This window comes from Streptomyces sp. NPDC041796 (genome assembly GCF_055590785.1).
Map to the genome: position 1 here is coordinate 15,120 of NZ_JBVJAH010000011.1, position 13,152 is coordinate 28,271.

Here is a 13,152-nt window from a genome sequence, read left to right on the forward strand (position 1 = left end):
TCAGCGCTCCTCTCGGAAGTCGACGTGCCGCCCGACGACCGGGTCGTACTTGCGCAGCGTCATGCGGTCGGGGTCGTTACGGCGGTTCTTGCGGGTCACGTAGGTGTAGCCGGTGCCGGCGGTGGACCGGAGCTTGATGACCGGTCGGAGTTCGTTGCGGGCCATGGGGGTAGAGTAAATGGAAATGGTTTCCATTACCAAGACAGTGTCCAGAGAGGTAGGTCACCTTGTCCGCCCACTGCCAGCTGACCGGCGCCCAGCCGGGCTTCGGCAACCGCATCTCGCACTCGCACCGGCGTACGTCCCGCCGCTTCGACCCCAACATCCAGCGCAAGCGCTACTGGCTGCCCAGCGAGGGCCGGTACGTCCGGCTCACCCTGTCCACCAAGGGCATCAAGACCGTCGACTCGATCGGGATCGAGGCCGCCGTGGCCCGGATCCGCGCCCGGGGGGTGAAGGTCTGATGGCCAAGAAGAGCAAGATCGCCCGCAATGAGCGGCGCAAGGAGGTCGTCGAGCGGTACGCCGCCCGGCGCGCGGAGCTGAAGGAGCTGATCCGGCACCCCGGCACCCCCGAGGCCGAGCGGCTCGCCGCCCAGGCCGAACTGCGCCGCCAGCCGCGCGACGCCAGCCCCACGCGCGTCCGCAACCGCGACAGCGTGGACGGCCGCCCGCGCGGCCACCTGAGGCGGTTCGGGCTCTCCCGGGTGAACGTGCGACAGCAGGCGCACGCCGGGTTCCTGCCCGGGGTCACCAAGTCGTCCTGGTAGCCGGCCCTACCGGCTGGTAGCTTGGCGCGCGTTTCCGGCACCGACGTTGGGGAGACGTGGCGTGAACGCGCGCAGGCTCGTACGTACCGGGTTCGTCGCGGCGGCGGGTGTCACCGCCCTGCTCGCGCTGGCCGGCTGCGGCGGCGGCCGCGACCAGCGACCCACCGGTGAAGCCCGCGCAGGCGCAGCGCCTGCCGCCGGCGCCACCCCGGCCGTCAGCGGCCCCACCCCGTCCCCGGTCGCACCACCCGTCACCACCGGTGCCGCGGACGGGTCCTGGGTGGGGCTCACGGACGGCAGACCCGTCAGCGTCACCATCAAGAAGGGCCACGCCCTGGTACTGGCCGACGCGCACGTCTGCCAGGGCACCGCCCGGGGCACGGACACCGTCACGCTCAGCCTGACCTGCGGCGACGGATACACCGCCCGCACGGAGGGCGCCGCCAGGGCCGCCCGGGGCAAGCTGGTCGTCACCTGGACCGGCGGCGCGAAGGACACGCTCGGCAAGGCCGAGACGCCCGGGTGACGCCCGGGTGACGTCCGTGGAGCCGCACGGGAGACGCTCCCGGACAACGGCTACTCCGGCAGCCGCCCCCGCTCGGGGCCACGCGCCCGCCCGTGATCCGTCCGCGCCCGGTCCGCCGCCGCCGTCCCGTGGTGCCAGCCCGCCTCGTCCACGGCGCCCCGCACGCGCGTGGTGGTCGTCTCGGGGAACATCCGGTCCGCCCGTGCCGTGACCGCCACGTCCCGGGCCGCGAGGACCGGCAACAGGGTCGGCTCCTCGGCGGTGACCCGGCGGGAGGTGGACGCGAGCCGGTCGCCGAGGCGGTGGGCGTACGCCAGCAGGAACGACTGACGAAACGTCTTCGTACGCTTCCGTCCACCCTTCCTCTGTTCCGCCTCCGCCTTGGTCATCGCGCCCGTCCCCTGGACCAGCAGCGAGGTGTACAACAACTCGACGACCTCCAGGTCCGGCTCGAAGCCGACGACGGTCGAGAAGCCGAACGCCTCGTTCCACACCGCCCGGCAGCGGTTCGCCGACGCCACCGCGTCCAGCAGGATCGCCTTGGCCGTCTCGTACGGCGCCTCGACGCCGATCCGAACCGCGGCGGGCTCGTCCGGGCTGTGCGTGCGGGCCGCGAGGGCGGCCTCGTCCAGGCTGTGGCGCGCCATCAGCTCCTGTGCCTTCGCGGTCAGCGCCTCGGCCTCCTCCGGGTAGCCGGTCGCCTCCGCCTTGGCCAGCAGCGCCCGGATCCGGGCCAGCATCCGCGGCTCGCCGTGCGCGGGCGCGGAGTGCAGGGGTGAGGCACCCGGTACAGGGCCGACGGGTTCGAGCGCGGGGAGGCGGGCGAGCAGCCGGTACAGCTCCAGCACGGCCGTGGCGTACGAGAAGCGGTCCGCGCGCCAGCCGGTGTCACCGAGCTCGGCGAGCTGCGCGGCCCACCGGGGCGGCAGCCGCTCGTACCGGCCCGTCTCGGCGGCGATCAGCCCCGACACCAGCCGTACGTGGTGCTCGTCCAGGTCCCGGCGTACGAGCCGGACCACATCGGCCGGCTGCCAGCCGCGCTGCCACGCCCGGCGCACGAACTCCTCACCGCGCCGCGCCAGCTCGGCGTCCGCGCCCGGGTCGGCGGCCAGGAGCGAGGCACCGGTGTCGAGGGCCGTGTCGTCCCGCGCGTACAGAGCGGCGGCGAACGCCCGCTCCACGGCACCTGCCTCCGAGTGCCCCGCTGACATGGTCCCCGCCTCCTCGCGCGTACGCCGCTTCCGGTGTCCATGGTCGCAGGGGGGTAGGGCCGGCCCTACCCCGAAGACACCTGCCAGCGGTCGTGATCGCGGGCCGGGGAAGCGGTTCGCTTGAGCCATGACCACAACCGCCGTACGGCTCACCGCCCTTCGCCGCACCTACGGCGACGTCACCGCGCTCGACGGCGTCGGCCTGGACTTCCGTGCCGGGTCCTTCACCGCCGTCATGGGACCGTCCGGGTCCGGCAAGTCGACGTTGCTCCAGTGCGCGGCGGGCCTCGACCGGCCGACCGGCGGGCGCGTCGAGGTCGACGGCGTCGACCTGGCCGGGCTGAGCGAGCGGCGGCTGACGCTGCTGCGGCGCGACCGGATCGGGTTCGTGTTCCAGGCGTTCAACCTGCTGCCGTCGCTGACCGCCGCGCAGAACGTCGCCCTGCCGCTGCGGCTCGCCGGGCGGCGCCCGTCCCGTTCCGAGGTGCGGGCGGCCCTCGCACGCGTGGGACTGGCCGAGCGGGCGCGGCACCGGCCCGGCGAGCTGTCCGGTGGGCAGCAGCAGCGGGTGGCGATCGCCCGGGCCCTGATCACCCGGCCCGCCGTGCTGTTCGGTGACGAGCCGACCGGGGCGCTGGACAGCACGACGAGCCGTGAGGTGCTGCGGATGCTGCGGGAGGTGGTGGACCGGGACGGGCTGACGGTCGTCATGGTCACCCATGATCCGGTGGCCGCCTCGTACGCGGACCGGGTCGTCTTCCTGGTGGACGGGCGGGTGAGCGGGGAGCTGACGGCGCCCACCGCCGAGGTGGTCGCGGGCCGGATGGCCGGGCTGGAGTCCCCGGAGCGTGCGGCGTGCTGAGCCTCGCGGTCCACGGGCTGCGCGGCCGCTGGACGGCCTTCGTGGGAAGCTTCGTCGCGCTGGCGCTCGGCGTCGGGCTGCTGGCGACCATGGGCCTGGGCCTGGCGTCGACGTTCGACGCGCCGGAGCGGGCGCCCGAGCGGTTCGCGGCCTCGCCGGTGGTGGTGGTCGGTACGGACACCCTGACCGTCGGGCGCGTCACGCACGAGCTGTTCCATCCACACCCTGTGGACGTGCGGCTGCTCGCCGCACTGCGGGCACTCGGGCCGGTGACCACCGACGGAAGCCCGGATGCGGTGGGGGTCGACGCCGACCCCGACGCCGTCCGCCGGGTCGTCGGCGACCGCGGCCGGGTCCTCACCGGAGACGAGCGGCGGCAGGCCGACCCGGAGCCGGAGCGGGACGCGGAAGCGCTGGTGACGGTGAACGCCCTGCTGGGCACGGCCGGCGGGGTGACCGCCTTCGTGTCGGTGTTCGTCGTGGCGTCGACGTTCGCGTTCGCGGTGGCGCTGCGCAGACGCGAGTTCGGGCTGCTGCGGGCCGCGGGCGCGACGCCCGGGCAGGTGCGGCGGGCGCTGCTCACCGAGGCGGGCGTCGTGGGGGTCGTCGCCTCCGCGGCGGGATGCGCCCTCGGGGCGTGGGGCGCGCCGGAGCTGGCCCGGCTCCTGGTCGAGGGCGGCATCGCCCCCGAGTGGTTCACGGTCCGGGACGCCGCCTGGCCGTTCCACGCCGCCTTCTGGACCGGCCTGGCCGTCGCCGTCACCGGAGCCTGGGCGGCCGCCCGCCGGGCGGGGCGCACCGGTCCGGTCGAGGCGTTGCGCGAGGCGGACGTGGACAGCGGCGTCCTGCCCCCGGGCCGCCGTCTGCTGGGCGGGGCACTGCTGCTCACGGGTGCCGCCCTGCTCTGCTGGACGCTGATCACCGACCCGTCGGACCTGCTGAAGCGCAAGACGTACACGACCCAGCCGATGCTCCTGATCACCGGCGTGGCCCTGCTCGCCCCGCTGCTCGTCCGCCCGGTGGTGCGCGCCCTGCCGCTGCCCGGTGCCACGGGCATGCTCGTGCGGGAGAACACGGCCGCCGCCCTTCGCCGCACCGCCGCCGTCGCCGCGCCCGTCGTGGTCACCGTCGCCCTGGCCGGATCCCTGCTCGGCTCGGCCGGGACGGTGAGCGCCGCCAAGGCGGCCGAGGCCAGGCGGCACACGGCGGCGGACCACATCGTGACCGGCGAGGACCTCGAGCCGGTCCGGATACCCGGCGCCACGCTCTCCCCCACCGCGTCGACCGGCGTCTTCGTCCGCGACGGCGGCACGGCCGTCGTCCGGTACGAGGCCCGGGCGGTCGCCGACCCGGCAGCCTTCGCCGACCTGGCCCGCCTGCCCGTCGTCGCGGGTGACCTCAAGGACCTGGACGACACCTCGATCGTGATCAACCAGGAGATCGCGAACAGCGAGTCGGGGAAGCGGGCGGTCGGCGACCGGATCGCCGTGTGGCTGGGCGACGGGCGGCGGGTTTCGTTGCGCGTCGCGGCGGTGCTGGCGACCGGGACGGGCGACAACGGTCCGTACGTCACCGCCGCCAACGCCCGTGCGGCGGCTATCGACCGCGTCGACGTACGGCTCCCGCCCGGCACCGGCCCCGCCGTGCTGCGCGCCACCGGTGGCACGGTCACCTCCGTCGCGGCCTGGGCCGCCCCGCGCACCGGTCCGCAGACCCGGCTCGGCCTCCTCGTGGTGCTCGGCATCGCCCTTCTCTACACGGCGATATCCCTCGCCAACACACTGGTGATGGCGACGTCGGTCCGGGGTGGGGAGCTGCGCGCGCTGCGGCTGACCGGCGCGACCCGCCCCCAGGTCCTGGCGGTCGTCGCGGGCGAGGCGCTGCTCGCGGTCGCGGTCGGCGCGGTGCTCGGCGCCGCGGTGGCCGCGGTCAACCTCGCCGGGCTCGGCGCGGCCCTGGCCTCCCTGTCCGCCCCGGCCGCCGTCACGGTCCCGTGGAGCACGCTGGCCGCCGCGCTGGGCGGCTGCGCCCTGGTGGCGGTCACCTCGGCCGTCCTGGCCGCCACCCGCACGGGCCGGTGAGCACCCCCGTGACACCCGGCCGGCGCGGGACGGCGGCCCCTGGGCGGGCCGGAGGATCACACCCGGATCACCAGCTTGCCCCGCACATGGCCGCCCTCGCTCAGCTCCTGCGCCTTCGCCGCGTCGGCCAGGGCGAACGTCTCGGCGACCGGCACCCGCAGCCCGCCCTCGACGGCGAGACGGCCGTGCTCGGCAAGACCCGCCCGGACCACGTCCGACGGGGTGCCGCCCCCGGAGAAGGGGATGCCGTACGCGTCGGCGTCCGTGGCCGCGATGGTGACGATCCGGTCCGTCGTACCGCCCCGCAGCTCGATCGACACGGGCAGCGTGTCATGCCCGGCGGCGTCGAAGACCGCGTCGACAGCCCCGTCGGGCGCCACCGCCCGGACCCGGTCGCCGAGGCCCTCCCCGTACGCCACGGGGATCGCGCCCAGCGCCCGCAGGAAGTCGTGGTTGGCCGGGGAGGCCGTGCCGATGACCGTCGCGCCGAGCGCCACGGCCAGCTGGACGGCGACCTGACCGACCGCGCCCGCCGCACCGTGCAGCAGCAGGGTCTCGCCGCTCCGCAGCCCCAGGAGGCCCAGGACACGCTGCGCGGTCTCCCCGGCCACGGGCAGGGTGACCGCGTCGTCGAAGGAGAGACCGGCCGGCTTGTGGACGATGTCCCCGGCGATCGCGTACTCGGCGTACGCGCCGGTCCGCGTCCATCCGAACACCTCGTCGCCGACGGCGAATCCGGTCGCTCCCTCGCCGAGCGCGTCCACGACCCCGGCGAACTCCAGGCCCGGCACGGCGGGGAACGTCGTCGGATAGAACTGCTCGACCCAGCCGTAACGGCGCTTGTGGTCGAGCGGGTTGACCCCGACCGTCACCACCTTCACACGCACCTCGCCCGGCCCGGGCTCGGGCTTGGGAATCTCACCGAACTCCAGGACCTCCGGGCCGCCGAACCGGTCGTAAGTGATCGCCTTCATGTCGTGCTCCCCCTCGTGGTGGTCTCGCTGACGAGCTCAACCCTCCACCGGAGACCCACCCAACCCGGCCGGTCCAACGGACAGTTGCACCTGTCCGAAAGGACAGTGCCACCCGGACCGGGCCTGTCTAGCCTGGGCGCATGGACCTGATGGACCCGACCGGCCCCGGCGCCGTCCCCGCCCTCAACGCCGCCCACGACGTGATCAGCCAGCCGCTCGGCCGGATCCTGCCCCGGCTGTCGTCCGTCCTGTCCGGGACGGTCCCGCACCGCGCGGTGGCCGAACTGTCCACCCACTGCGCGCACTCACCCTTCAAGACGTACGGGGACGAGGCCCTCACCGCCCGGCTCACCACCGCCGATCTGGCCCCACTGCTCGCCTCGGGAGTCGCGGGCAGGCCCTGGCAGGGCACCCTGGCGGTGGCGGGGGCCGACCACCCGGTGCTCGCCGTCCGCAGCGACGCGACACCGCGCGGCGCCGTGCTGCTCCTGATCCGCGACGAGGGCACCGCTCTCGACGCTGCCGTCCTCGCCCTCGTACAGGCGCTGTGGGACCTGGTCACCAGCCACTTCGAGCGGCTGTCCGCCGAGGCCGTGCCGGGCGCGCTGGCCCGCTCCCGCACCGCCGCCGACACCCGTGCCCGGGTCATCGCCGAGCTGGGCGAGGCGCACTCGGCCGCGCTGACCGGACTGCTGGGCGTCCTGCGCAGCCGGCACCTGGACGACGCGGCCGCCCGCGCCACCGCCACCGACCTGGCCGTGTCCGCGCTGGTGGAGCTGAGGGCCCAGGCGGAGCGGGACCAGCGGATCGCGGAGGAACCCGCCGACCAGGCGTTCGCCCGGCTGGCCGACTCGCTGCGCCCCCTCGTCCGCTACAGCCCGGTCCGCCTGGAGCTGGGCGCACCGGGCTCCACCAAGCCGCTGGCCGCCGACGTGGCGCACACCGCCCGCGCGGTCGTCCGCGCCGTACTGATGAAGGTGCTGGAGCAGGAGCCGGTGGGGCGCGTCCACATCGGCTGGCAGGTCTCCGAGGACGCCCTGCGCGCGACGGTACGGGACGACGGGCCCGGGACCCTGTCGCACTGCACGCTGGGTCCGGGCCGGGTCGCCGAACGGCTCGACGTCCTCGACGGCCGCCTCGACGTCGACGCCGTACCGGGCTGGGGCACCACCGTCACGGCGACGATCCCGCTGCGCACCGCCCAGGATCCCGCGCCGCACCCCCTCACCGCGCTGGGCGAGCGGGAACTGGAGGTGCTGACGCACCTGGCGCTCGGTCACCGCAACCGGGTGATCGCCGAGGAGCTGCACATCAGCGAGTCGACGGTGAAGTTCCACGTGGCGAACATCCTGACCAAGCTGGGCGTCGGGTCGCGCGGCGAGGCGGCCGCGCTCTTCCACGCGGCGGCGTAGCCGCGGCCGCGGCCGATTGTCAGTGCCGGGTGCCAGACTCGCATGCGTGAGCGAGCGCTGGGTGGTGGACGGCACGGAGGGCGGCGGAGCGCGGCTCGTCCCCCTCGGCGGGGACGGCCTGCCCGCCGGCCCGGTGCTGACCGAGCCCGACCTGGTGGAGGCGGTGCGGTCACGGCCGGAGGTCGGCCGGTGGGTGTGGCGGTCCACCGGCTCGGTCTACCCCCGGCTCCTGGCGGCCGGTGTCCGGGTCGAGCGGTGTTACGACATCGAGGGCGCCGAGCAGTTGCTGCTCGGGCACGAGGGGCGCCTGGGTGAGCCCCGTTCGGCGGCGGCGGCCTGGGCGCGGCTGCACGACCGTCCCGTACCGCCCGATCCGCCGCTCAGGGCGGCCGAGCCGGGCGCCCAGTCGTCACTCTTCGAGCCCGTGCCCTCGACGGACCTCCCCTTCGAGGCCCTCCTGGAGGTGTACGCGGACCAGCAGCGAAGACACGCTGCCGCCGAGCACCCGGGGAGGATGCGGCTGCTGACGGCGGCCGAGTCCGCCGGGATGCTGGTGGCCGCCGAGATGCACCGGGCCGGGCTGCCGTGGCGGGCGGACGTCCACCGGGCGGTGCTGCACGAGCTGCTGGGCGAGCGGTACGCGGGCGGGGGCGAGCCGCGCCGGCTGGCGGAGCTGACGGACGAGGTGTCGGCGGCCTTCGGGCGGCGCGTCCGCCCCGACCTGCCGGCGGACGTGGTGAAGGCGTTCGCCCAGGCGGGGATCAAGGTGCGTTCGACGCGCCGATGGGAGCTCGCGGAGATCGACCACCCGGCGGTCGAGCCGCTGATCACGTACAAGAAGCTGTACCGGATCTGGACGGCGCACGGCTGGAGCTGGCTCCAGGACTGGGTGCGGGACGGCCGTTTCCGGCCGGAGTACCTCCCGGGCGGCACGGTCAGCGGGCGCTGGACGACCAATGGCGGCGGCGCCCTGCAGATCCCGAAGGTCATACGGCAGGCGGTCGTCGCGGACGACGGCTGGCGGCTCGTCGTCGCGGACGCGGACCAGATGGAGCCCCGCGTGCTGGCGGCGATCTCCCGGGACCCGGGGCTGATGGAGGTCGCGGGCCACGGGGACGACCTGTACACACGCCTGTCCGACCGGGCGTTCTCCGGCGACCGGAACCACGCGAAGCTCGCGCTGCTGGGCGCGATCTACGGGCAGACCAGCGGGGACGGTCTGAAGAACCTGGCGGCTCTGCGTCGGCGGTTCCCCCGGGCGGTGGCCTATGTGGACGACGCGGCGAAGGCGGGCGAGGAGGGGCGGCTGGTGCGCACCTGGCTGGGCCGGACGAGCCCGCGCGCGGCGGGCGCTGCGGAGGCCGACGAGGCGGGCATCCCGCAGGAGGGGGTGGAAGAGCCGCTGCCGGACGGGGAGTTCACCCCGGGGTACGCGTCGGTGAACGCCCGCGCGCGGGGCCGGTTCACCCGGAACTTCGTGGTGCAGGGCAGCGCCGCAGACTGGGCGCTGCTGATGCTGGCCGCGCTGCGGCAGGCGCTGGCGGGCATGCGGGCGGAGCTGGTCTTCTTCCAGCACGACGAGGTGATCGTGCACTGCCCCGCCGGCGAGGCCCCGACGGTCGCCGAGGCGATCCGTGCGGCCGGTGACACGGCCGGACGGATCGCCTTCGGGGACACCCCGGTGCGGTTCCCGTTCACGACGGCGACGGTGGAGCGGTACTCCGACGCGAAGTGACGCCGTGCCCCGGGTGGACGCCGTGCCCTACTTGAGCGTCAGCCAGGAGTCGTCGACCGCCACCGCCTTGAGCTGCTCCAGGGAGGCGGGCGGCGTCGTCCGGTTGGCGTCCTTGTGCGGGTACTCCGCGTTGTACGAGCTGATGGTGACGCGCAGACCGTTCGGCCGCAGCGCGTCGACCCGCCACTCGGTGACGCCCTTGCCCTTGGCGGGCCGCTCCGAGGTGGCGATCTTCGTGCCGTCCGGCAGTGTCTCGCTCCACTGCGGCTCCCCGCCGCCCGGGGCGCCCTTCGGGGTGAGGGTGGCCCGGAGGTGGCTCTTGGTCTTGTTCTTGACGTCGTACGCGATGATGTAGCCGGTCGCGCCGTCGCCCCCGCCGCCGCGCGGCGAGAGGCCCTTGGGCGAGAGCCGCTGCAGCCGCTCCATGACGTCCAGGCTCCCCGAGATGTGCACCTCGCGGCTGAAGAGGTCCGGGTTGGGGATGCCGTACTTGGTCATCGCCGAGTTCAGCATCCCTACCAGGTGGGACGTCTGCATCCGGGAGAAGGGCGTGTTCGTACGGGTGGCCCTGCCCTCCTTCGGCAGACCGTTGAAGGTGGTCAGCTCGACGAGGTAGCCCTCCTCGGACAGGCTCGTCGTGCGTGACTTGCGCAGGCCCTTGTCCTCGCTCAGGACGGTGGCGTAGCCCCCGCCCCACGACTCGCCGTGACAGCTGATCGCGGGCGGGGTGAGCTTCTTGGGGCAGACGATCAGCTTGCGGTTGGCCGGGTCCTTGCGGTCGGCCCGCTTGATGGACACCTCGACGAGAGCCTGGCCGAATCCGTCGTCGTACACCAGGGACGCGTTCGCCGCCTGGTTCGGGTCGCCGAAGTTGCTGGTGCCGCGCTGCTGGGTCAGCTTCGCCTTGGGCAGTACCCGTTCCAGGATCTGGATCATCTGGTCGGCGCTGACACGGATGTGCTGGTCGGGGTCGTTCGTCCCGGGGTTCGGCCTGCCGGTGAGTGTGACGTCCGGGGTCGGGGACCGGCCGCTGTCGGCGGCGAGTTCCCGGCTCTCCTGGGCGGAGGATGCTCCGAGCAGCCAGCCCCCGTAGACCGCCGAACCGGTCAGCGCCATCACGGCGGCCGCACCGACGGCGGCGTGGCGGCGCAACACCCGGGCACGCCCCCGGCGCAGTCCGCCTTCCACGAGCGCGCGGTGGTCCGTGGTGAAGGTGTCGCCGGTGCGGTGCATCGCCTCGGAGACGTCGTCCTCAAAGGGCATGGGGAACCACCGTTCGTGGGTCGTATGACGTGCGTGGGTCGCAGGGTCGGGGGGGGGAGCGCCGCCGCTCAGTGCGCGGGGACGAGTTCGGCGAGGCTGCCGCCGAGTTGCTCACGGAGCCGGGCGAGCGCCCGGCTGGAGCGGGTGCGTACGGCGGCGGCGCTGACGTTCATGGCGGCGGCGGTTTCCTCGACGCTGCGGTCCTCCCAGTACCGCAGCACCACCACCGCCCGGTCCTTGGGCGCCAGCCGTGCCAGCGCGTCGAGCAGTGCCACCCGCAGCGCCGGATCGTCGCCCCGCCCCGTAGCAGTCTCGGGAACTTCGGCCAGCGGCCGCTCGCCCGCGGAGCGCCGGCGCGCTTGGGTGAGGTAGGCGCGGACGAGGACGGTCTGGGCGTACGCCGCGGGGCTGTCGATCCGCGCCATCCGGCCCCACAGCGCGTACATCCGCCCCAGCGTCTCCTGGACCAGGTCCTCGGCGAGGTAGGTGTCTCCACTGGTCAGCAGGCAGGCAGAGCGGAAAAGATGCCCGGTGCGGCCCGCCGCGAACTCCATGAACTCGTCCGCTCGGGACCTTCTCATGCCCTCCCCTTCACCCACTGCCGTCGTCCTTCACCCCATTGACGCGGCAGCCCCGGGCAAATGTTTCACATGAATTCCTCCCGCCCCCCGCGCTCGCGGCCCGCAGGCCCACGCACAAGGGCGGGCCCCGCATCCGTGGTGTCGGATGCGGGGCCCGCCCAAGCGTGGCTACGCGTGCGGGGAGGTGTGTCAGTCCTGGACCGCGAGGGCCCCGTTCTCGGAGATGACGTTCTCCAGGATGTGCGACAGGGCGCTGTCACCCTTGACCGCCGTGGAGTTCTCGGCGCACTGCTGGTTCTGCGTGTCGTTGAGGATGTCCTGAACACCGATGTTGAGCAGGCCCACGACGTTCTGGACGTCCGCCTCCACCGGCAGACCGATGCAGGGCTTGTTCAGCGTGCCCTGGATCAGCCCGATCTGCGGGCTCATGTAGCCACCGGTCGTGGTGTTGCCGTAAATCTGCTTGGAGAAGTTGCCGTTCTGCGTGTCGACCCCGCGGTCGCCCACGGCTGCGGCCATCGGCGCGGACGCGCCGAGCACGGCCGCAGCGACGCCGGCGGTAGCCAGAACCTTCTTGATCATGGTTCATCCCATTCGTCGAGAGACCCGGTGCTCGGGTCGTGCCAGCGCCCGGCGTCGGGCGCGTGGGAGGTGGGCGTCAGCCCGTTGTGCGTGGCGAAGGCCACGCGGATCCGTCCCGCACGGCTGTGACGACCGTGCGGGACGGTGACCTCGCGCGTCACTTCTGGACGGCGACGGCCCCGTTCTCGGAGAGGACGTTCTCCAGGAGGTGCGACAGGGCGCTGTCGCCCTTGACCGCCGTGGAGTTCTCGACGCACTGCTGGTTCTGCGTGTCGTTGAGGATGTCCTGAACACCGATGTTGACCAGGCCCACGACGTTCTGGATGTCAGCCTGGACGGGCAGACCGATGCAGGGCTTGTTCAGCGAGCCCTGGATCAGCCCGATCTGCGGGCTCATGTACCCACCGGTCGTGGTGTTGCCGTACGACTGGGTGGCGAAGTTGCCGTTCTGCGTGTCGATTCCGCGGTCGCCCACGGCGGCGGCCATCGGCGCGGACGCGCCAAGGACGGCCGCGGCGACGCCGGCGGTGGCCAGAACCTTCTTGATCATGGTCCATCCTTCTCGTCGAGAGACCCTGTGCTCGGGGTCGCCCTGATCAACAGCAGGCCACCGTTTAAGTTGCGCCAGGTCACCCGAAGAGATCAATCACCTAAAACCGGATGAATCACTGAGATGACGATGGGCTTGTTCACGCCCACGGAGATGTCTGATCGCCGCACGACCGGGGTACACGCCCCATATGGACTCTCTCACGACATTCACCACGGAATTCGCCGCTAAGGACCATGTCGTCGGTATTGGTCCGCTGGTCGCGGGGATCCTCCTCGTCGGCTTCCTGATCGGCGCGTTCTGGCTGGGGCGGCGCATCCGGAACCGGGAGCCCGCTCCCCCCACGCCGGACCAGCAGCCGCACCGGCCTTTGGACGCCGGGATCCCCGGCGAGGCCGAGGGCCACCGCCGGCCCGCCGAGCTGGACGAGCGCGAGGACCGGGTGATGCCGTACGAGCTGAGGCACCAGAACACCGACCCGGACTCCTCGCCGCGCAGCGAGAAGGACGCCAAGTGGGGCGGCGCGCCCAGTGGCGGCTTCGGCAGCGGCGGGCCGACCACGGGCGGCTGATCCGCCCCGGCCGATGCCCCGCCGACCGCTCCCAC

15 protein-coding genes are annotated in these 13,152 nt (G+C 73.6%); 8 read left to right on the forward strand and 7 right to left on the reverse strand.

The window, feature by feature from the left end; all coding sequences use genetic code 11:
• Positions 1-165: a 50S ribosomal protein L33 gene (gene rpmG, locus ACZ6C1_RS22630; protein WP_003999141.1), complete on the reverse strand. Its 165-nt coding sequence runs from the start codon at positions 163-165 to the stop codon at positions 1-3.
• A 62-nt stretch (positions 166-227) separates the two neighbouring features.
• Between rpmG and rpmB the strand changes: the two genes are divergently transcribed.
• The 3 genes from rpmB (at position 228) to ACZ6C1_RS22645 (ending at position 1,295) form a co-directional block, all read left to right on the forward strand.
• A complete protein-coding gene (rpmB, locus tag ACZ6C1_RS22635; protein ID WP_469243022.1) occupies positions 228-464 on the forward strand; it encodes a 50S ribosomal protein L28 in 237 nt (78 codons plus the stop codon).
• Positions 464-769, forward strand: a complete 306-nt coding sequence (gene rpsN, locus ACZ6C1_RS22640) for a 30S ribosomal protein S14 (RefSeq protein ID WP_469243024.1) — start codon at positions 464-466, stop codon at positions 767-769. The genes rpmB and rpsN overlap by 1 nt, the downstream gene beginning before the upstream one ends.
• Before the next feature lie 61 nt (positions 770-830).
• Positions 831-1,295 carry a hypothetical protein gene (locus ACZ6C1_RS22645; RefSeq protein WP_469243026.1) on the forward strand — a complete coding sequence of 155 codons (465 nt, stop codon included), beginning with the start codon at positions 831-833 and terminating at the stop codon, positions 1,293-1,295.
• A 50-nt stretch (positions 1,296-1,345) separates the two neighbouring features.
• On the opposite strand, the gene ACZ6C1_RS22650 is transcribed toward ACZ6C1_RS22645, so the two are convergent.
• Entirely contained in the window at positions 1,346-2,506 is a 1,161-nt protein-coding gene (locus tag ACZ6C1_RS22650; protein ID WP_469243028.1) for a DUF2786 domain-containing protein, read from the reverse strand.
• 127 nt (positions 2,507-2,633) lie between these two features.
• Here ACZ6C1_RS22650 and ACZ6C1_RS22655 point away from each other — a divergent pair, with 127 nt between their 5' ends.
• Both ACZ6C1_RS22655 and ACZ6C1_RS22660 read left to right on the forward strand, forming a co-directional pair.
• Positions 2,634-3,368: an ABC transporter ATP-binding protein gene (locus ACZ6C1_RS22655; protein WP_469243029.1), complete on the forward strand. Its 735-nt coding sequence runs from the start codon at positions 2,634-2,636 to the stop codon at positions 3,366-3,368.
• Entirely contained in the window at positions 3,362-5,449 is a 2,088-nt protein-coding gene (locus ACZ6C1_RS22660) for an ABC transporter permease (protein WP_469243031.1), read from the forward strand. The genes ACZ6C1_RS22655 and ACZ6C1_RS22660 overlap by 7 nt, the downstream gene beginning before the upstream one ends.
• A 56-nt stretch (positions 5,450-5,505) precedes the next feature.
• Here ACZ6C1_RS22660 and ACZ6C1_RS22665 read toward each other — a convergent pair whose 3' ends face one another.
• Entirely contained in the window at positions 5,506-6,423 is a 918-nt protein-coding gene (locus tag ACZ6C1_RS22665; RefSeq protein WP_469243033.1) for an NADP-dependent oxidoreductase, read from the reverse strand.
• Between the two features lie 140 nt (positions 6,424-6,563).
• On the opposite strand from ACZ6C1_RS22665, the gene ACZ6C1_RS22670 reads away from it, so the two are divergent.
• Positions 6,564-7,835, forward strand: a complete 1,272-nt coding sequence (locus tag ACZ6C1_RS22670) for a LuxR C-terminal-related transcriptional regulator (protein WP_469243035.1) — start codon at positions 6,564-6,566, stop codon at positions 7,833-7,835.
• A 46-nt stretch (positions 7,836-7,881) separates the two neighbouring features.
• Positions 7,882-9,570: a bifunctional 3'-5' exonuclease/DNA polymerase gene (locus ACZ6C1_RS22675; RefSeq protein ID WP_469243037.1), complete on the forward strand. Its 1,689-nt coding sequence runs from the start codon at positions 7,882-7,884 to the stop codon at positions 9,568-9,570.
• 27 nt (positions 9,571-9,597) lie between these two features.
• On the opposite strand, the gene ACZ6C1_RS22680 is transcribed toward ACZ6C1_RS22675, so the two are convergent.
• The 4 genes from ACZ6C1_RS22680 to ACZ6C1_RS22695 all read right to left on the reverse strand — a co-directional run bounded on the left by ACZ6C1_RS22680 (position 9,598) and on the right by ACZ6C1_RS22695 (position 12,546).
• The gene (locus tag ACZ6C1_RS22680) at positions 9,598-10,833 is read right to left on the reverse strand and encodes a hypothetical protein (RefSeq protein WP_469243039.1); all 1,236 of its coding nucleotides are present in this window, start codon (positions 10,831-10,833) and stop codon (positions 9,598-9,600) included.
• Between the two features lie 68 nt (positions 10,834-10,901).
• Entirely contained in the window at positions 10,902-11,414 is a 513-nt protein-coding gene (locus ACZ6C1_RS22685) for a SigE family RNA polymerase sigma factor (RefSeq protein WP_469243041.1), read from the reverse strand.
• Between the two features lie 189 nt (positions 11,415-11,603).
• Entirely contained in the window at positions 11,604-11,996 is a 393-nt protein-coding gene (locus ACZ6C1_RS22690; RefSeq protein WP_469243043.1) for a rodlin, read from the reverse strand.
• Between the two features lie 157 nt (positions 11,997-12,153).
• The gene (locus ACZ6C1_RS22695; protein WP_469243045.1) at positions 12,154-12,546 is read right to left on the reverse strand and encodes a rodlin; all 393 of its coding nucleotides are present in this window, start codon (positions 12,544-12,546) and stop codon (positions 12,154-12,156) included.
• Positions 12,547-12,736: 190 nt separating this feature from the next.
• Here ACZ6C1_RS22695 and ACZ6C1_RS22700 point away from each other — a divergent pair, with 190 nt between their 5' ends.
• Complete coding sequence (locus ACZ6C1_RS22700) at positions 12,737-13,117, forward strand: DUF6479 family protein (protein ID WP_469243047.1); 381 nt, start codon at positions 12,737-12,739, stop codon at positions 13,115-13,117.
• Positions 13,118-13,152: the final 35 nt, after the last annotated feature.